General features: G+C 68.5%; 21 protein-coding genes. 10 read left to right on the forward strand and 11 right to left on the reverse strand.

Annotated elements, in window-relative coordinates; genetic code table 11:
- Positions 1–19: 19 nt before the first annotated feature.
- Positions 20–1,414: a sensor histidine kinase gene (locus LR394_RS33710; protein WP_231448683.1), complete on the reverse strand. Its 1,395-nt coding sequence runs from the start codon at positions 1,412–1,414 to the stop codon at positions 20–22.
- 119 nt (positions 1,415–1,533) lie between these two features.
- Between LR394_RS33710 and LR394_RS33715 the strand changes: the two genes are divergently transcribed.
- The gene (locus LR394_RS33715) at positions 1,534–2,583 is read left to right on the forward strand and encodes a DUF1996 domain-containing protein (protein ID WP_231448684.1); all 1,050 of its coding nucleotides are present in this window, start codon (positions 1,534–1,536) and stop codon (positions 2,581–2,583) included.
- Between the two features lie 49 nt (positions 2,584–2,632).
- Here LR394_RS33715 and LR394_RS33720 read toward each other — a convergent pair whose 3' ends face one another.
- Both LR394_RS33720 and LR394_RS33725 read right to left on the reverse strand, forming a co-directional pair.
- Positions 2,633–3,268 (reverse strand): maleylpyruvate isomerase family mycothiol-dependent enzyme, encoded by a 636-nt coding sequence (locus LR394_RS33720; protein WP_231448685.1) that lies wholly within the window; start codon positions 3,266–3,268, stop codon positions 2,633–2,635.
- Positions 3,265–3,753, reverse strand: a complete 489-nt coding sequence (locus tag LR394_RS33725; RefSeq protein WP_231448686.1) for a MarR family winged helix-turn-helix transcriptional regulator — start codon at positions 3,751–3,753, stop codon at positions 3,265–3,267. The genes LR394_RS33720 and LR394_RS33725 overlap by 4 nt, the downstream gene beginning before the upstream one ends.
- A 275-nt stretch (positions 3,754–4,028) precedes the next feature.
- On the opposite strand from LR394_RS33725, the gene LR394_RS33730 reads away from it, so the two are divergent.
- From LR394_RS33730 to LR394_RS33740, 3 genes are all read left to right on the forward strand, one after another.
- Complete coding sequence (locus tag LR394_RS33730) at positions 4,029–4,316, forward strand: hypothetical protein (protein WP_231448687.1); 288 nt, start codon at positions 4,029–4,031, stop codon at positions 4,314–4,316.
- Positions 4,317–4,405: 89 nt separating this feature from the next.
- The gene (locus LR394_RS33735; protein ID WP_231448688.1) at positions 4,406–4,636 is read left to right on the forward strand and encodes a DUF397 domain-containing protein; all 231 of its coding nucleotides are present in this window, start codon (positions 4,406–4,408) and stop codon (positions 4,634–4,636) included.
- A 339-nt stretch (positions 4,637–4,975) separates the two neighbouring features.
- Entirely contained in the window at positions 4,976–5,392 is a 417-nt protein-coding gene (locus tag LR394_RS33740) for a GNAT family N-acetyltransferase (RefSeq protein ID WP_231448689.1), read from the forward strand.
- Here the strand turns inward: LR394_RS33740 and LR394_RS33745 are convergent.
- Positions 5,379–6,614, reverse strand: a complete 1,236-nt coding sequence (locus LR394_RS33745) for an MFS transporter (RefSeq protein WP_231448690.1) — start codon at positions 6,612–6,614, stop codon at positions 5,379–5,381. The two genes, LR394_RS33740 and LR394_RS33745, sit on opposite strands and share 14 nt — an antisense overlap.
- 71 nt (positions 6,615–6,685) lie before the next feature.
- Between LR394_RS33745 and LR394_RS33750 the strand changes: the two genes are divergently transcribed.
- Complete coding sequence (locus LR394_RS33750) at positions 6,686–7,612, forward strand: LysR family transcriptional regulator (protein WP_231448691.1); 927 nt, start codon at positions 6,686–6,688, stop codon at positions 7,610–7,612.
- A 43-nt stretch (positions 7,613–7,655) separates the two neighbouring features.
- Positions 7,656–7,889 carry a DUF6458 family protein gene (locus LR394_RS33755; protein WP_231448692.1) on the forward strand — a complete coding sequence of 78 codons (234 nt, stop codon included), beginning with the start codon at positions 7,656–7,658 and terminating at the stop codon, positions 7,887–7,889.
- 16 nt (positions 7,890–7,905) lie between these two features.
- Here the strand turns inward: LR394_RS33755 and LR394_RS33760 are convergent, their stop codons facing one another.
- The 3 genes from LR394_RS33760 to LR394_RS33770 all read right to left on the reverse strand — a co-directional run bounded on the left by LR394_RS33760 (position 7,906) and on the right by LR394_RS33770 (position 10,759).
- A complete protein-coding gene (locus LR394_RS33760) occupies positions 7,906–8,553 on the reverse strand; it encodes a maleylpyruvate isomerase N-terminal domain-containing protein (protein ID WP_231448693.1) in 648 nt (215 codons plus the stop codon).
- Between the two features lie 272 nt (positions 8,554–8,825).
- The gene (locus LR394_RS33765; RefSeq protein WP_231448694.1) at positions 8,826–9,818 is read right to left on the reverse strand and encodes a site-specific integrase; all 993 of its coding nucleotides are present in this window, start codon (positions 9,816–9,818) and stop codon (positions 8,826–8,828) included.
- 362 nt (positions 9,819–10,180) lie between these two features.
- Positions 10,181–10,759: an NUDIX hydrolase gene (locus tag LR394_RS33770; RefSeq protein WP_231448695.1), complete on the reverse strand. Its 579-nt coding sequence runs from the start codon at positions 10,757–10,759 to the stop codon at positions 10,181–10,183.
- A gap of 57 nt (positions 10,760–10,816) precedes the next feature.
- Between LR394_RS33770 and LR394_RS33775 the strand changes: the two genes are divergently transcribed.
- On the forward strand, positions 10,817–11,680 hold the full coding sequence (locus LR394_RS33775) for an aminoglycoside phosphotransferase family protein (RefSeq protein WP_231448696.1): 864 nt from the start codon (positions 10,817–10,819) through the stop codon (positions 11,678–11,680).
- A 114-nt stretch (positions 11,681–11,794) separates the two neighbouring features.
- Here the strand turns inward: LR394_RS33775 and LR394_RS33780 are convergent, their stop codons facing one another.
- Positions 11,795–12,457 carry a nucleotidyltransferase domain-containing protein gene (locus LR394_RS33780; protein WP_231448697.1) on the reverse strand — a complete coding sequence of 221 codons (663 nt, stop codon included), beginning with the start codon at positions 12,455–12,457 and terminating at the stop codon, positions 11,795–11,797.
- A gap of 588 nt (positions 12,458–13,045) precedes the next feature.
- Here LR394_RS33780 and LR394_RS43385 point away from each other — a divergent pair.
- On the forward strand, positions 13,046–14,005 hold the full coding sequence (locus LR394_RS43385) for a tyrosine-type recombinase/integrase (protein ID WP_231448698.1): 960 nt from the start codon (positions 13,046–13,048) through the stop codon (positions 14,003–14,005).
- A 3-nt stretch (positions 14,006–14,008) separates the two neighbouring features.
- On the opposite strand, the gene LR394_RS33790 is transcribed toward LR394_RS43385, so the two are convergent.
- The gene (locus LR394_RS33790) at positions 14,009–14,533 is read right to left on the reverse strand and encodes a DUF4304 domain-containing protein (RefSeq protein WP_231448699.1); all 525 of its coding nucleotides are present in this window, start codon (positions 14,531–14,533) and stop codon (positions 14,009–14,011) included.
- Positions 14,534–14,575: 42 nt separating this feature from the next.
- Positions 14,576–14,911, reverse strand: a complete 336-nt coding sequence (locus LR394_RS33795) for a winged helix-turn-helix domain-containing protein (RefSeq protein WP_231448700.1) — start codon at positions 14,909–14,911, stop codon at positions 14,576–14,578.
- 222 nt (positions 14,912–15,133) lie between these two features.
- On the opposite strand from LR394_RS33795, the gene LR394_RS33800 reads away from it, so the two are divergent.
- Positions 15,134–16,465: an MFS transporter gene (locus tag LR394_RS33800; RefSeq protein ID WP_231448701.1), complete on the forward strand. Its 1,332-nt coding sequence runs from the start codon at positions 15,134–15,136 to the stop codon at positions 16,463–16,465.
- A gap of 142 nt (positions 16,466–16,607) precedes the next feature.
- Here the strand turns inward: LR394_RS33800 and LR394_RS33805 are convergent, their stop codons facing one another.
- Positions 16,608–17,249: a MarR family winged helix-turn-helix transcriptional regulator gene (locus LR394_RS33805; protein WP_231448702.1), complete on the reverse strand. Its 642-nt coding sequence runs from the start codon at positions 17,247–17,249 to the stop codon at positions 16,608–16,610.
- Between the two features lie 111 nt (positions 17,250–17,360).
- Here LR394_RS33805 and LR394_RS33810 point away from each other — a divergent pair, with 111 nt between their 5' ends.
- Positions 17,361–17,993: an FMN-dependent NADH-azoreductase gene (locus LR394_RS33810; RefSeq protein WP_231448703.1), complete on the forward strand. Its 633-nt coding sequence runs from the start codon at positions 17,361–17,363 to the stop codon at positions 17,991–17,993.
- The last annotated feature ends 57 nt before the right edge of the window (positions 17,994–18,050 follow it).

Consider the following 18,050-nt stretch of genomic DNA (forward strand, 5'->3'; position numbering starts at 1 on the left):
CCTTGTCAGACATTTCGGGTCAGGGGGAAACCGGGTTTGCTCCGTTCGGGTGCCCGCCGGCCCGGGCGGTGCCTGCAGTCGTGGGGGTGGCGGTGGCGTGCGTGGCGGGGGCCCAGAGCACGACCTGGGTGCCGCCGACGGCGCCGAGGTCGGCGCCGGAGAAGACTTTCAGGCGTCCGCCGATCTGCTGGGCGCGTTCGGCCATGCCGACGACCCCGTAGTGACCTGCGCCGGAGAGAGCAGTGAGGTCGTGGGGGACGGTGAAGCCGTGGCCGTCGTCCTTGATCATCAGGCGCAGGGTGCTGCCTTCGAGGGTGAGGTCGACCCAGGTGTGGGTGGCGCCGGCGTGCTTGGCCACGTTGCCCAGGGCTTCGCGCACGATGCGCAGGACCTCGTGCCGGACCGGGAGCTCGACGTGGACGGGTGGGTCTTCGTCGAGTTGGGTGTGCACGATCAGTCCCGTCTTGGCTGCCCATTCCCGACAGGCTCGTTCGATCGCCTCGGCCAGGGTGGCGTCGAGGTCGTCGGCGCGCAGCATGCCCAGCAGTTCGCGGGCCTCGTCGGCGGCGGTGGCGGCGCCGGTGGCGACGGTACGGGCCAGGTCGGCGGCCAGGTGCGGGCGGGTGTGCACGGCCTCGGGCAGGGAGTCGGCGGCGAAGGCCAGCCCGCGCAGCGTCTTCTCGACCGAGTCGTGCAGCTCACGGGCCACGCGGGTGCGTTCGGCGGCGACCGCGGAGCGTTCGATGGCGTCCAGGGCGGAGCGGGCGAGGTTGACGTGGCGGACGACGGCGGTGCGGGCGGTGGCGGCGGCCAGGCCGATCAGGATGTAGAGGGTGGGGACGCCGGTCAGGTAGACGGCCAGGGTGGCGGGGACGTGGTCGAGGCGGATGATCCAGGCGACGGCGGCGTAGGCGGCCACGGTCTGCAGGACCCAGACCGGCCAGGCGCGCAGGCCTGCGGTCACGCCGAAGACGGCAGCGGAGCCGCAGGTGAAGGAGAAGAAGACGGGTCCGCCCTGCATCAGGGCGACGATGGCGGCCCCGGCGGCCAGTTCGACCACGACGAAGCCGAGCCAATGGACGACGGCGGTGGGCCTGCGCACCAGGACGGCCAGTTCCGCGGCGGTCACTGCGGCGGCGATCAGGGTGCCCAGCAGCAGGGTGCGGGGGTCGGGGTCGATCAGGACGGCGGCGACCACCAGCATCAGGGTGGCGCCCAGGCGCAGGAGGAGCACGAACTGGCACAGTCCGGCGATACTCTCGGTCGCGCCGCTGACCCAGTGCCGTGGTTCGACCAGGTCACGGGCCCGCCCGGCGTTCCCGGCGCGGGTGCGGGCAGCACCGGCGGTCCTGGCCGTCCCGGTGACGGGGCCGGTGGGCGGTCGGGTCGGCGCTGCGGTCGTCGGCCTGGTCACGGCTGCAGCATAGGCATGCGGGCAGGTGGGCAGGTCTGCTGTCCAGGTGGTGCTCTCGGGCGTTGGTTCTGCTGGGCTGGTCTGCCCCTCGGCCGGTGGTGGGCGTGGGGTGCTGGATGGTGAGTGAGGAGCGGTTGATGCGGTTGCCCGGCGACTGGACGGTGCGCCAGGTAGTGCTCGGGGCGGTGCTGCTGGCGTTGTTCGTGGCGGTGGCCGCGGTGGTGCCGGTGCTGATCCAGCCCGGAACCGACCCTGAGCCCTCGGCCGGTGAGGCGTCCCCGACGCTCAGTGCCCCGCCCTCGTCCGCTGCGCCTACCCCGTCCGCGGAGGCCTCCCCGACGCCCACGGCGACGCCGGCACCGAAGAAGAGCACCCCGTCCTTCGTTGTGCGCCCTGCGGTGGAGCCCCGCCCGGTCAAGGATCCCCCGCACGCGATGTACAAGGAGTTCCCCAGCGTCTGCGCGCAGGTGCGCTCGGCGGCCAAGGCGCCTGTTGCGGGACTGGCCACTGACGCGACGGGGTACGACGTGTTCGGCACCACGGACACGAAACTCGCCGCGCCGGGCAAGGTTCCCTCCGGGGCCTCCTCGTGCCTGAACCCGGGGGACCGCTCCACGTACTGGGTGCCCCAGCTGACGCAGGCAGGCGAGGCGATCGAGCCGGAGACGTTCCAGGTGCTCTACAAGGGCGCGGTGGACGACTACACCAGCGTCCAGGCCTTCCCGGCCGGTCTGCGCATCCTCGCCGGCGGCCGGGGCGCTGCTCCCTCGGCGGCCGCGGAGAGTTCCGTGTCGTTCTCGTGCACCGATTACGACGAGAACGCGCTACCCCCGGCCTCGACCTGCCGGGACGGCGACCGGCTGATCGCGCGGATCGCGGCCCCCGGGTGCTGGGACGGACGGCATCTGGATGTCTCCGGGCACCGCTCGCATCTGGCCTGGGCGGCGTCGGGGCAGTGCCCCAGCAGTCATCCGGTGGCGATCCCGACGTTGCTGGTGCGGGTGGTGTACCCGATCGATGCTGCGCAGGGGGTGAAGGTGTCGGGGCTGAAGGATGCGGAGTACGGCTTCGGCGCGGTCGCGGGGTGGCAGCCGAAGGTGCTGCGCCAGCTGGTGGGGGAGTGCATCAACGCCGGCGAGCACTGCGGCGAGACCGGGCGCCCCAACTAGGTCGTGTTTGGTCGTTCGCTGCTGTAGGCACGGAACTCCCAACCCCGCCCTAGGTTTTCAGCCGTAGCTGGGCCAGGCCGGGGCCGGTGAGGTCGGGCAGGGCGTGGGTGCGGCCGGTGATGGCCATGGCGAGCGCTTCGGCGGGGCCTTCGATGCGCTGGCCGTGCGGGTCGCCCCAGGTGTGGTCCAGATCGGTGGCGTGCAGGGCCAGGCCCTGCAGGGAGTGCACGCCGAACAGTGCGGGGGCGGGACCTGGCGCGGTGAGGTAGTCGAGCACCAGGCGCCACTGGTGGCCTTCCACGGTGGTTTCCAGGCCCAGGGGGCGGGCGATGTCGCGCAGGTGGATGCAGGTGTCTACGTAGGGGCCCATCGGCCCGACGCGGGGCGGGTCGAGCCGGTCGTGGGCGTGCGCGCGCAGCAGGCGGATGAGGTCGCTGCGGGGGCGGCGGGCGATGCGCCGGGTGATGTGGTCGACGGTGCGGTCGGTGTTGCCGCGGTAGCGGATGGCCACGAGGAAGACCTGGGCGAAGCTGGTGATGCTGGGCTGCAGGAGGTGGGCGGCCATCTCCTGGGCGCTCCAGCCGGCGCACAGCGTCGGGGTGTGCCACTGCTGCTCGTCCAGGGACTCCAGCAGGTCGGCCAGCAGCAGCCGGTTGGCGGTGGTCAGCTCGTGGATCTGGTTCATGTTTCCTCCCGCAGATGCTGGACATTGGCCCGCACGTCGCGGTTGAGCCGCCGCAGGACCTGCAGCGTGGTGTTCAGGTCCTCGTCGGGGCACTCGGGCACGGTACGGGCCAGGTGCTCGAGCTCGGACTGGCGCAGGCGGGCGAACAGCTCCTCGCCCTGGGCGGTGGTGTGGATCAGCACCGAGCGGCGGTGACCCGGATTGGCCCGGCTGTCCACCAGATTCAGGGCGGCCAGATCGTTGACGTGGCGCTGGACCCCCTGCCGGGCCAGGTCCAGGCGCTCGGCAATCGCGGGCACGGGCAGCGGCCCCTCGTGCTGCAGGATCTGCAGCACCGCTCGCATCCCGACGCTGACACCCGCCGGGCCCCACAGCGCCTCGACCGCACGGGCGGAGTTCAGGACCAGGGGCCGCACCTGGGCGAGCACCGCATCGACGAGGTGACCGCGTCCGGGGACCCCAGGCGTCCTCTGCTCGCTCAACATGACAACAATGATGTCATCTTGGCGCGTGAACCGCCAGGACCACAGAGTGACCGACTTACCCGCGCGTCACTAAGCGCAACAGCGACCCCTGCAAATGCGATCACCGGCGAAACGCAGGGCCATGGCCGCGACACCTGTAGTGACGACACATCGGCTTAACGGCTGAACTGGGCTTTTCCCTGTCGCGCGGGCTATCTTTCTCGCGAGTCGAGAGGTTTCGGCCGGGGCACCACCAGCGCCATGCGCGCGAAAGGTCCACTACAAGGAGTAACGGGATGGATATCGACATCATCACCACCACCGGCGAGCGATCAACAGTCACGCTCAGCCGCAGTGGCGATGGCTCCAGCGTCGATGTCTGGTACTGCGACGTGCAGCACGCCCACATTCCGATGGATGAACTGCGGGGCTGGCTCGCCCGCCGCGGCCCGATCAGAGAACCGGGCCGCTGGGGACGGGTCGAATTCACCATCCAGGGAGGCAACACCCTCCTGACCGTCCGGCCGGAGGTCGTCGACCAACCGCTCGTGCTCACCGACCTGTCCCGCCTGACCAGCCCCTGAAATTCACCGCCTGGCCGTCCCCACGCGTAAACAGAACGATCCGGACGGCCACCAGAACCACCGATGAACCGAGTGATTGGAGAGCGGTCATGTCCGCAACCGAAGTCAACCTGCTGAGCAACGACGAGTCCCTGGAATGGCGCAAGAGCTCCTTCAGCGCCGTCAACGGCAACTGCGTCGAGATCGCCTTCCGCACCGACGGCCAGGTCGCCGTCCGCGACACCAAGGCCAAGGGCCAGGGCCCCGTGCTCAGCTTCGGCAACGACGAATGGACCGCCTTCCTCGACGGCATCGCCGCCGGGGAAATGCACGGCGCCTGATCCTCACACCCGGTCAGGCAACCCCTGACCACACAACCCCATAGGTGACGAGTACCTGGTCTGCCCGCACGCCACGGATCCAACCGAGAACCAGCGGCCTGCGGAGGAGGCGAGACGGCCCGACCGACGCCCAGCATCGGCAGCCGTCCAGACCACGTACTCAACACCACACAGCCGATGAGCACAGGCGGGGGCGGCCCGCCGGCTCATCATCTCGCGCTGCCTGCACCTGCAGCGCTCGCCGTCGGGTGGGCCACCACGACCATAAGCAGGGACCCACCCGGCTGTCCGGCGAATGACCAAACCGTGACCTGACAGCTGAGGCTAAAGTTGCGAGCTGTGCTCGAACTCCGCCCAGCCACGGCCGCCGACCTCCCCGCCGTCCTCGACTTCTGGCAGGACGCCGCCGAGAACAACAGCCGCCCAGCAGACTCCACCACCGCCCTGCAGGCACTCCTCGAGCGCGACCCGCACGCCCTGGTCCTGGCCCTCGTCGACGAACAGATCGCCGGCACCCTGATCGCCGGCTTCGACGGCTGGCGCTACCACCTCTACCGCCTGGCCGTAGCCCCCGACCGACGCCGGCAGGGCATCGCCACCGCCCTCGTCGAACACGCCGAGGAACGCTTCAAGGCCCTCGGTGCCACCCGCGCCGACGCCATGGTCCTGGACGAGAACACCACCGCCCACAGCGCCTGGCAGGCCCGCGGCTACCGCCTCCAGGAAAACTGGTCCCGCTGGGTTAAACCCCTCTGACCCCACGATGGCCGCACCACATCAGCGCACTCGCGGCCACGACCAGCCCGGCCATCAGCCCGGCCACCCCGCTCCAGCCCCAGCCGGCGAAGAACATCCCGCCGACCCAGCCCAGCACGCTGGAGCCCAGGTAGTAGAACAAGTTGTACAGCGACGCCGCCTGGGCCCGGCCGGTACCGGCCCGGGCCCCGACCCACCCCGAGGCGATCGCGTGCGCACCGAAGAAACCACCGGTGAGCACCACCAGCCCGACCGCGATCGCCACCAGGTTGTCCACCAGCGTCAGGGCAACTCCGGCGAGCATCGTGGACCAGGACAGCGCCAGCACCCTGATCCGGCCCAGCCGCCCGGCCAGCCGACCCGCGTGCCGCGAGGAGAACGTCCCGGACAGGTACGCCAGGAACAACAGCGACGTCACCGCCGCGCTCAACCCGAAAGGCTGCGCCTCCAGCCGGAATCCCAGGTAGTTGTACACCGCGACGAACCCGCCCATCAGCAGGAACGCCTGCGCGTACAGCACCAGCATCCCCGGATCCCGCAGATGCGTCCCCACATTGCGCACCACATCGGCCGCCCGCACACCCCGGTCCCGCACGAACCCCCGCGCCGGGGGAGCGAGCACCACGAACGCCACCGACCCCAGGGCCGCCACCACCCAGGTCAGGGCCACACCCCAGCGCCAGCCCCACAACTCAGCCACCGGCCCGGCAATCATCCGCCCACTGATCCCGCCCAACGTGGTCCCCGAGACATAGGTAGCCGCCGCCACCGTCGCCTGCGCCGGGCTGACCTCGTCGTGCAGGTACGTGATCGCCAGACCCGGAATCCCACCCAACGCCAGACCCTGCAGCACCCGCAGCACCACCATGCCCTCGAACCCGGGAAACACGATCCACGCCAGACCCAGCACCGCCGAAGCCACCATCGCCGCCCGCATCGCCGTCAGACGCCCGATCCGGTCCGCCACCCATGACCACGGCAGCACCCCCAACGCCAGCCCCACCGTCCCGGCCGAGACCAGCAACGCCGACTGCGCCTCCGACACCCGCATCGACTGCGCCACCAGCGGCAACACACCCTGCGGCGCATACAAGGCCGCGAAACAGGCAACCCCCGCGCACAACAACGCCCCAACCAGCCGCCGGTACTCGCGCGAACCCACCTCGTACCCCGCCCCGGCACCACCCAGATCCCGCCCAGCCGCCCGGTCCACAGTCGTCATACCAGCAACGCTAAGTCCCGCCCGACATCAAGCACCAATGCATGAAACGAGGCAACGCATAGCATCAACGCATGGACCTGCGACCCATCCTCCCCACCCTCCCGCTCCTGACCGCCATCGCCGACACCGGCGGCATCTCAGCCGCCGCCGACGAACTCGGCGTACCCCAATCCACCGTCAGCCGCGGCATCGCCCGCCTTGAACACCACCTCGGCACCCCCCTCCTCGACCGTGACGGCAGGGGAGTACGCCTCAACCCCGCCGGCCAAGAACTCACCACCGCCACCCGCCGCGCCCTCGACCTCATCACCGAAGCCACCACCCACATCCGCGCCGACGCCACCCGCCGCGACAACACCGTCTCCATCGTCTTCCAGAACTCACTCGGACGAACCCTCATCCCCGCCCTCGTCAAAACCCTCGTCACCCAACGCCCCGGCACCCACGTCAACCTCCGCCAAGGAAGCCGCACCTACTGCATCGCCGAATTCACCTCCGGCGCCGCCGACGCCCTCCTCATCAGCCCACCCCTGGACCCCACCCCCAACACCCAAACAGCCAGCCTCTACACCGAACACCTCGTCCTCGCCGTACCCCACACCCACCACCTCGCCACCCACCCCACCGTCCACCTCCACGAACTCGAAGGAGAACCCCCCCTCGGCCTCGCCCCCGCCTACGGCCTCCGCAACATCACCGACACCCTCCTCAACCACGCCGGCGTCCGCGTCACCTACGCCTTCGAAGGAGAAGACGTCCAAACCGTCCGCGGACTCGTCGCCGCCGGCCTCGGCATCGCCATCCTCCCCCCAGAAGGCACCACCCCCGACCTCACCGAAATCCCCATCGACAACCCCCACGCCATCCGCGAACTCGCCGCCACCTGGCGCCCCCACCACACCCCCCGACGCCCCGCCCTCACCGCACTCGCCAACATCCTCCAGGCCGAACCCACCTGGCTCGGCCGCACCAACTTGCAGCCCCCACCCACTGGATGAACACTCCGAAGAGTCCGATACGCCCCAAAACGAGGAGCTGACCATGTACGTCGGCGGAGGCATCGCACTACTCGTGATCGGCGGAATCCTGGCCTTCGGAGTCCGCGACAGCATCGACGACCTCGACCTCACCATGATCGGCTACGTCTGCATGGCCGGCGGCGTCCTCGCCATCGTCCTGTCCCTCATCCTCAACAAACAACGCGCCAACACCTCCCACACCGAAGTCGTCGAACGCCGCAACAGCGGCGGCTCAGTGCCCCCACCCAGCGTCTGACCCATCACAACGACCTTCAGAACGCCGAGATCTCCCGCCGGCGCTCGCGGCGGGTCAGGGTGCTGATCACGGACGACTGGCCGTGGCGACGCACCGCGAGCCGCAGAATCAGTTCACTGACCGGGGTGAAGACCGCTTCCGGGAACTGCGGGGTGTCCAGGCCGAGACTGACGGCCAGGTCGTCGGAGTGCACGACGATCTCGAGCATGCGGGTCAGCAGGAACGCGTCCCGCCGCAAAGACCAGCCCTGCCAGGGCAATCCGACCAGATCGGTGGCGCTGCCGGTGGTGAGAATTTCTCTGACCACGGCTGCGTCCTGCTCGAGCCGCTCCAAGAGCTTATGGACGCCCGCCAGCGCCAGTTGGTCATCGGTGGTGCGCTCGTTCTCGGGGTCGTCCGGAGATGTCGAGGTGACCCAGGCCGCCCTGGCGTAGTGCTCGTCCGCGCCGCCTTCCAGAGCGGTCAGGTCGGTCGGCTGGGGGAGGAGCTTGTTCGCGAGCGTCACCTGCCGGCTCAGGTGGCAGGCGAGGGCTCCGACCGACATCTTCGGCAGCTTGCTGGGGGAGTGCCAGCGCTCGGCGCAGGCCGGGTCGGACAGGAGGGCAGTGGCGGGGCCCAGGGCCTCAAGGAACGCGCTGTCGTAACGATTCACGGTGTCCGTCATGGAGTTCGATCCTGCCGTTGGGTTCTTGGGCATCGCAATCAGGTCGTCTTCAGCCTGCGGGGCAAGGTAGTCACGCGTCTCTCCAGTCACTTTGATAACAGGCTTTTGCAAATTCCTTCTCTTGAAACTAAGAAATCGCAGCGACAGCCAACCCGAAAAGCAGACCGGGGCAGCAAAAGTTTGTCCAGAGCACACTTTGCTGCCCCGGTACCGCGCAGGATCCTGGGTGTCCCGACGTTTTTGGGGGAGCGTTGCACGGCTGAGGGCGGAGCTCAGACCAGCTCGGACTCTTCGAGGGTCTCCAGCGAACGGCGTAGGTGGTCGAACGACAGCGGAAGATGGCTCACCGGAACGCCGTCCCGTCCCAGGGGGAGCGAGGTGCGTGATCCGGCCGCCAGCTCGGCATTGAAGTTCTTGGCCTGACCCACGTAGCTGCGTTCCAAACCGCGAGGATGCAGTGGCAGTCCCGCCGGCCGGATCACGCCCTCGTCCGTCGGGGAAGCCCGCACCGAGACCCAAAGACTGTCCGGGGGAGTGCCCTCGAGGCGTGACACCAGTACCTGCCGCGTCTCGAGCCACTTCTCCAGAAGTCGTCCCAGCGCGGAGTCCATCGTCTCGCGCCCGGTGTACCCCGGGGGCGTCGGTAGGTCCGGCGGCAAGGGCAGCGCCGGGATGGTCACCTTGCTGTCCGCTCCGACCGTGACGTCGGCCAGCGTCATCTGGCACAGGTCCACCGGACGCAGCGGCGTCGTGATCATGACTCCGAGCATCGCCGCCATCCGTACGGCAGCCTTCGACGGCGGATCAACGGCGACCAGGTCGAACGCCACGTGCCGCAAGGCTCGAGCGTTCATCGGCGTGGGTGTGCGCAGCTGGACGGCCGGCTCGGTGTGGGTGATCGGGGTACTGCCGTTGGCCAAGGCCAGCGCTCGAAGGGCCGCAGCCCGGGCCCGCGATGCCGCCTGGCTCTTGGCCCCACCATCGGTCTTGGCGAGGACTCCGGTCGCAGCCCAGGGGAGGAACCAGGCCGCGAACTCCTCGCTGATGATCTCGGTGACATCGATGCGCTGACCTGTGGCGTCGATCTGGTCGGGGGAGGTCTCGCGGACCTGCTCCTCGGTCGGCACATCACCGTGGATACGCTGCAGGGCAGCAGCTGTGAGAGCCTGGCTGAGCGCCCACTCCCGTTGCCGGCGAGTGGACCGCGAAGCCCCGGCGCGCTCAAGGACGCCGAGATATGACTGAATAGCCGTCCGGGCCTGCATGCTTCGAATGATAACAGGCCTTGAGCTCAATCTATTGAATTCAGACTTCCTTTCTTGCTCTATAGGCCACGGGCCTGTCCGAGCTTTGTCCAACTCAGGGGAGCGGGTTGCCTGACCTGGGTGTTCAGCTCGATGGCGTTCCCTTCCGTGGGTGCTGCTGCATGAATGGTTCCGGTGTTGCTGCGCGTCAATGCTGCCCCCGGCGTACGCCCTGCTGTGAAAGTGTTGCCTGCTGAAGGTAGGCTCTCGGTCTCGCACGAGTCGGCTGGTTCGAGACCCTGTCGCTGAATTGTCCCGAGAGCCAGCTTGTTTCGATAACAGGCTTTGAGCGAACATTTTTCTCCTGCCCTTCAGCACAACCATCACGGACGTAGAGCCAGGACATCGAGGGCGCGGCCCAGATGTGGATCGAAACTGTGCGGATCGGCGGTCCTGATCTCGGTTTCTGGCCACCAGCGGACCTGGACGAATTCGCGTTCGTCGGGCTGCAGGTGCTGGCCTTCCTGGCCACGCAGGGCGAACCAGAGGCTGACATCGGTGTGCCGGCGTTCGGGTGCGTCCTTGGTCTCGGTCACTGTGACCAGGAACGGCTTGTCTCCCAGAACGGGATCCGGCTCGGCCGAAACGCCCAGTTCCTCGACGATCTCGCGGCGGACCGTGTCGTAGGGGTGCTCGTCGGGTTCGACGTGCCCGCCGGTCGGTAGCCAGAGCCCGGCCAGGCGGTGATCACACAGGAGCACGCTGCCGGCTGACCGGTCGACGAGCAGGAAGTAGGCGACCAGGTGCGGGGATGGGGTGCGGGGTTTGGCGCGGCGGAAGATGTCGGGCGTTGAGGCGAGCCAGGCCAATGCGGTGGCTCGGTGGGCGCGGCCGAGTTCGTCGAGCGGGGCCAAGGCTGCGACGAGGCTGATGATGGCGGAGTGCACGGCGGTCCGAGGCATGGGGAAAGCGTGCCAGGGGCCACCGACAGTCTTGCGAAAACGCCCTATCCTCAACGGGTGACGAGGGGATTTGAGCAGCTCAGTGAGCGGCAGCAGGTGTTGCTGGGGGAGCGGTGGGCCGGTGCCGAAGTGGTGCAGGATCACAGTTGGGGGCAGGTCGACACGACGGTTCTGGAGGTGCTGCACGCCGGCGAGCGGCTGGTGGTGAAGGCGGCTGCCAGGGCGGCGGGTCATCATTTGCTGCGCGAGATCCACGCGCATCGGCACTGGGTGGGGGTGTGGCGGGATCGAGGCAGGGCGCCGGAGTTGCTCTGGGCCGATGCGGATGCCCGGGTGCTGGTGACGCGTTACCTGCCGGGGCATCTGGTGCAGGGGACGGACAGCGAGTTTCAGCCCGAGACGCACCGGCAGGCGGGGGAGTTGCTGGCTGCCTTCCATGCCCAGTTCAGCGTTCCGGAACGGGATTTTGAGGTTCGGGCGCAGGCCAAGACGTTGTGGTGGCTGGATCAGCCGCACCGCATCGACCCAACGGTGGTGCAGCGTTTACGTGAGGTGGTCGCCTCCTGGCCCACACCGTCCGTTGCTTGTGTACCGACGCACGGGGACTGGCAGCCGCGCAACTGGCTGGTGCACGACGGTGAGGTGCGCGTGATCGATTTCGGGCGGGCCGAGCTGCGGCCGGCGTTCACCGATGTGACGCGGTTGATGGTGCAGCAGTGGCGCGGGCGTCCGGATCTGGAGGCGGCGTTCTACGAGGGGTACGGCGCCCCGCCTGCTGATCCGGATGTCCTGCAGCGTGATTTGGTGCGTGGGGCGATCTCGACGGCGGTGTGGGCGTATCGGGTGGGGGACGAGGGGTTCGAGGCTCAGGGGCTGCGGATGATTGCGGATGTTCTGGCGGTGGAGGAACGAATGTCGTAGGGCGCGTCTGGTCTTCGAGATGCGGTTGGTTATCTCTGGAGGAGGGCCCCCAGCACTCGAAATGTCATAATGTTCATTATCGGCGTTCGGCTGAGGGTGCTGAGAAGGGGTTCGTCAGTGGGCCCATGGGTGGTCCGGGTTGATGCGGTGCATGGTGTCGCGGAGCCAGGTGCGGGCCCGCTCGTCGAGCAGCGGCAGCGTGGTGTGGGCGTCCTGGCGGTCTTTCTCGCGGGCCTGGGCGGCCTTGAACATGAGGGTGACTTCGGGTTTTGCGTAGCGCAGGCCGTCGGGTGCGATCCAGGTGACGTCTTCGAGGTTCTCGGTGTGGGCCGGGTTGCGTTTGTTGGTCCAGCGGCGAGTGCCGGCGTCGGGTGTGAAGGGTACGTCGAGGATCCAGGGTGATTGGGCGTTGCGGCGGATCCAGAGTTGGCTGTCGGGTCTGACCTGGGTGAATCGCTGGTCGAAGGGTCGTAGCCAGCCTTCGTCGGCGTTCCAGGCGGTCCAGCGGTCGCCGAGGAAGTCCCGGAAGGCTGGGATGTCGCTGGCCAGGATGGAGATGTCCATGTCGTCGTGGGGTCGGCTGATGCCGGTGAACGCTTGGATGCTCCAGCCGCCGACGATCCACCAGGGCTGGTCGAATCCGTGCATGAACGCGCTGATCGTGCCTGGGTTGAGGGGTTCCCAGGTGCCGTACCAGCGCTGGAAATCGTCGGGTGGCAGCGGTTGGGCGTCGGTGGGTTGGGGTGCTGGGGGTCCGGTGGGGGTGTTGGTGGGCATAGCTGGGGAATGTACTCGCAGGGCTACTCCCCCAGGCAGTTTCGGTCACACTGCGTGGCGGGAGGTGTGTCGAAAAGCGTTGCGGCACAACATGTTTGGCCTAGATAACTGTGATTATCTGTTCGGGCCGGTGGAGCAGAGCGGCGTCGCGTTCTCCGCTGGATCTGGCATGTGCCCGGCGGGCCTGGGGCGAAGGACCCTGCGCTGATCACCAAAGCCCGGTGCCGCTGGGTGGCCTTCGTGTAGCGCCGGCCGCCCGCACCGCTGATCTACGTGGTGGCGGCAGCAGAGTCGCAGGGGTGACCAGCTCTCCCCCTCGTGATCCTCTGGCCATCGAGCAGCCCGGCGAAGAGCCCTCGGCTACCTCCTCACCATCGCAACCGCTCCCCCGCCGGCTGCGATGGTGAGGCGCGGGTGGCGAGCGCTGGGAGGGCGCTGCTCCCCTGCCCGTCCGTGGGTTCGCCTTGAGGTAGATCGGTTCGTGCCTCCTGGTGTTGATCTGGATCGGGGTCCGGGTGAAAAGCCCTGTGCTGCAGTCCTGGACTACGTGTAGGGCGGCTGTGTGGGGGTATCTGCAAGAATGGACAGGTGTTCGATTCCCAGCTGGAGCGCGTCGAGGCCGTACCGCAGACCCCTGATGCTTTCGAGGTCGGGAACGGTGATGCGTGGCCGCATTTTGTGCGGGCGTGGCTGATTGCTCAGCGGGCCCAGAACACTGTGCGTACCTACACCACGGCTGAGGTGCAGTGGCGTCAGTTCTGCGCCGGCCGGTCCCTGCATCCGCTGAATGCCCGTCGCGGTGACGTGGATGACTGGCGGGGGCAGATCAGTGCTACCGGTGGCTTTCACGGCCGTCCGGCCTCGGCCAACACTGTGCGCCTGAAGCTTGCGGCTGTGTCCTCGCTGTATGCCTACCTGGTCGGTGAGGACATCCTGGCTGCCTCGCCTGCCGCCCATATCAAGCGGCCTCGCGGTGGGGACTTCTCGGCCACTGCCGCGCTGGACACTGTTCAGGCGGCCCGTTTCCTGAGTGCGGCCGAGGGTCAGGGCGAGACCACGTACGTGGCCATGCGGGTCCTGCTGGGGCGTGGGCTGCGGGCCACTGAGCTGGTCAGTCTTGATATTGAGGACGTCCGTCAGCACTTTGGTCACGTGACCGTGACGGTCACGCACAAGGGCGGTAAGCGCCAGGAGTTGCCGCTCTCCCCCGGCACCGGGCATCTGCTTTCGCAGTACATCGGCGAGCGCGTGTCCGGGCCGCTGTTCGTCAATCCTCAGGGTGGGCGCATGACGTACTGGGAGTTGTACAACCTGACGGTGCGGGTTTCGCGGCGGGCGCGGGTGGGTCTGGATGTGACCCCGCATGTGTTGCGTGCCTCGCATGCCACGATCTATCTGGACCAGGCCGGCGCGCAGATCGATCGGCTGCAGGACGGCTTGGGTCACGCCAGCCTGAACAACACGAAGGCCTATGACCGGGGCGCGGGATCGCTGGGGCGTCTGGCGAGTGTGGCGACGGCGGTTGAGGATGCTTTCCTGCCCGGTTAGCCGTTAGAGGGTGCGTTCGCTGATGGCGGGCAGGGCGTAGGTGGCGACGGCGTTGGCGACTTCCTCGGCTACGGGGTCGGTGGGGCGGCGGGCGGAGATGTACCACCATTTGTCTGCCACGCCCATGAGCGGGCCCAGGCGTTGGGTCCAGGGGCCGTCCGGGCCGTAGTGGGTGCTGGTGTCGGGTTCGGCGGGCCAGGGGTTGCCCATGAAGTCCTTGCCGTTCTCGCGGAAGGCTTGCCACTGGGGGTGGGAGGTGACGAGGACGTTGATGGTGAACTGGAAGCTGGCGGAGTTGTTGCCCCAGTACTCCTGGGGTGCCAGGAGGGCGTAGTAGCCGGGGATCTCGAGGCGGAAGTCGCTGGCGCCGGTTCCGGGGGCGTAGTTCTCCTGCCCGATGGTCTGGAAGGCGGGGCGCTCGTGCCGGGTGTCGGTCTCGAGGGCGGGGGCGATGAACCCGAGGGCTTGCAGGCGGGGTCTGAGTTCGTCCCTGAGCATGCGCCGGTAGGCGTCGTGCGCTGTCTCCACGGGGCCATAGTTGCAGGTGGTGCGCGGGCGGTGATCAGCCGGTCATCGGTTGGGGGTTGCGGCGGTGTCCGGGCCGGGTGGGAGCAGGCGGTAGCCGGTGCCGCGGACGGTCTCGATCCGGGGTCCGCCGGTGGCGTGGAGTTTGGTGCGCAGGGTGGCGATGTGGACGTCCAGGGTGCGGGAGGCGCCGCCGCGGGTGACGTCCCACAGGGCCTGCAGCAGGTCGTGGCGGGCGACGACCTGGCCCCGGCCGTGCAGCAGTGCGGTCAGCAGGTGCTGTTCCTTGGCGGTCAGGGCGGTGGTGCCGGCCGGTCCGTGCAGCAGGCCGGTGGCGGGGTCAAGGCGCATCCGGTCCTCGTCCGCGTCGTGCGCGCTCATGGAGGTTCGGTCTTCTCCCTGGTCAGCCGGATGGGGTGGGGTCAACGTTGTCGGCTGGAAGGGGCGGGTGGGGCGCCTTCGACGCAAAAAGTCTGTAAAGGTTCCGGCGCGAGGCTTTTCCGGTGAGGGCTGTCCTACGTAGCGTGAGCGGTTGGCACCGGCGCCGGGCGTCCGCCGTGTGCCCGGTTGGTGGCCGGGACGCCGGGATCGGGGTGAACCGCCATGACCGGTACGTCCAGCGCACCGCCACCGGAGCAGGTGGTCAGTCACCGGCGGGCGGTGCTCAACACCGTCCGTGGTTCTCTCGGCAACCTGGTCGAGTGGTACGACGTGTACGTCTACACGGTGTTCGCGTCCTACTTCGAGGACAAGTTCTTCGGCGGGGACGAGCCGAACGCGGGCATCTACACGATGGCGATCTTCGCCGTCACGTTCCTGATGCGCCCGCTGGGGTCGGTGTTCTTCGGCCGCTACGCCGACCGGCACGGCCGCCGGCCTGCCCTGGTCTTCAGTGTCAGCCTGATGGCCGCCGCCTCGGCCGTCATCGCCGTGACCCCGGGCCGTGAGCAGATCGGTGCCGCCGCGGTGGTGGTCCTGGTGCTGTGCCGGCTGGTGCAGGGCTTCGCCACCGGCGGCGAGTACGGCACCTCCGCCACGTACATGTCCGAGGCGGCCACCCGCGAGCGCCGGGGGTTCTTCTCCAGTTTCCAGTATCTGACGCTGGTCGGCGGGCATCTGCTGGCTCAGAGTGTGCTGCTGGTCCTGCAGGTGCTGCTTTCGGAGGAGCAGATCGCGCAGTTCGGGTGGCGGATCGCGTTCGGGATCGGGGCGGCCGGGGCTGTGGTGGTGCTGTATCTGCGCCGGCAGATGGACGAGTCGCTGCCGGCTGCGGAGGCTGGTGCCCGGCGTTCGGGGTCGCTGGTGGAGCTGTTCACTGCCTATCCGCGGCAGTTGGCGGTGTGTTTCCTGGTGACGCTGGGCGGGACGGTGGCGTTCTACACGTACAGCGTGAACGGGCCTTCCACGGTCAAGGCCGCGTACGAGGGTCAGGGGATGACGGCGACGTGGATCAATTTCACGTCGCTGGCGGTGCTGATGCTGCTGCAGCCGGTCGGTGGGCTGATCAGTGATCATGTGGGCCGCAAGCCGTTGCTGGTGTTCTTCGGTGTGGGTGGCCTGGTCTGGACCTGGTTCGTGGTGCAGGTTCTGGGTGAGGTGCGCTCGCCGCTGGCCTCGTGGGGGATGCTGGTTCTCGGGTACGTGATCCTCACCGGGTACACGTCGATCAACGCGGTCGTGAAGGCCGAGCTGTTTCCTGCGCATGTGCGGGCGCTGGGTGTGGGCTTCGGGTATGCGCTGGCCAACTCCGGTTTCGGGGGGACCGCGCCGCTGTTGTTCGAGGCGGCGAAGAAGAACGACCTGGTGCCCCAGTTCGCGTTCTACGTGATGGCGTGTATCGCCGTGTCCCTGGTGGTGTACGTGTTCGTGCTGAAGAACCGGGCGCCGAACTTCCTGGACGAGGAGTCCCGGGGCGCCCCGAGCGGTTCGCGCTGAACGCGGCTGTGGGGCCGATCCGTCCCTGACACGGATCAGCCCCACAGCCTGCACAAACTTCTACCGCCCGGGAGGGGGTGGGCGCTGGCGAATCGGTGGAAAAGTACCCGTCCGCGGCAGTTTGACCCTCCGAAGAGGTGTCTCAGGCCGTGATCCGCCCGGCGTTCTCCTGGGCGAGGGCATCGGGGTCCAGCTGCCCGGCGGCCATCAGTTCGGCGTGGCGGGCGTCTGTGCACACCTGCTGCAGGCCGGCGGTGGGCTCGGGGCGCTCCGGGTCCTCGGTGCCGGCCTGCTGCTCGAAGGAGCTGTCGATCAGGTCGAGGGTCTCGGGTGCGGCGACCCTGAGGATCTTGCGCAGCGAGCGGCGCAGCTGGTCGAACTCTTCCTCGGTCAGGACGTCGGCGACCAGGCGGCGGGCCTCGCGGGCGTGGGCGGGGGCGGCCTGCACGACCTTGGCGTAGCCGGCGTCGGTCAGGACCGCCTCGACCGCGCGGGTGCTGTGGGTGCAGTTACGCCGCTCGACCCACCCGGCCCGTTCGAGCCGGGTGACCGCGTGCGACAGGCGTGAGGGGGAGCCGAGGGCGCAGGTGGCCAGGGACGACATCTTCATTGCCCGGCCCGGTGCGCCGGACAGGCCCGAGAGCACCGAGTACTCGAAGAAGTTCAGGCCCGAGTCCCGCTTGAGCTGGGTCTCGATGGCGCTGGGCAGGGCGGTGAGGGCACCGGTCAGGTGCATCCAGTTGTACAGCTGGGCCTGCGACAGCCACGGGGTGTCCTCACTCACACGCCCAGGATAGTGGATTGAACATTCAACTGCGACATGGCAGCATCGTCGTGGCAGTTGAACATTCAACTCCGCGGCTGATGGCCGTCCCCGACCCATGGGAGTACCACGATGACCCTGCTGCGTATCGACGCCAGCATCCTCGGCCCGAACTCCGCCAGCAGCGAACTGGCCGACCTGGTGCTGGCCGCCTGGAGCGCCGAGCGCCCCCAGGAGCAGGTCGTGACCCGTCACCTGGGCTCCGACCCGCTGCCCGCCGAGGCCTGGGCGAGCGCGATCGGCGCCGGTTACACGCCTGAGGACCAGCGCACCGACGCGCAGAAGAGCGCCGTGGCCCTGGCCCAGGAGCTGCGCTCGGAACTGCAGGCCGCCGACCACGTCGTGCTGGCCTTCCCCCTGTACAACTGGGGCGTCTCGCACCACGTCAAGAACTGGATCGACCTGGTCCAGGCCGGCGGCGACCCCAGCGAGCGCCTTCTGGAGGGCAAGCCCGTCGTGCTGCTGACCACCCGCGGCGGCAACTACTCCCCCGGCACCCCCAAGGAGGGCTGGGACCACTCCACGCCGTTCCTGCGCCGGGTCATCGCCGACGTGTGGGGCGCGAACCTGACCGTCGTGGAGCGCGAGTTCACCCTGGTCGGCGTGAACCCCGCCCTGGACCAGTTCCTCGAGCTCGGCGCCCAGCTGAAGAACGCGGCTCACGAGGCCGCCAGCGCCGCCGGCAAGAACCTCGCCACCGCCTGAACCTGCCGGACCCGAATTGCTCAATGGGGGACGATCGCCCTGGCGAGCGTCGAAGCG

Source organism: Kineosporia babensis (assembly GCF_021129305.1).
GTDB lineage: Bacteria > Actinomycetota > Actinomycetes > Actinomycetales > Kineosporiaceae > Kineosporia > Kineosporia babensis.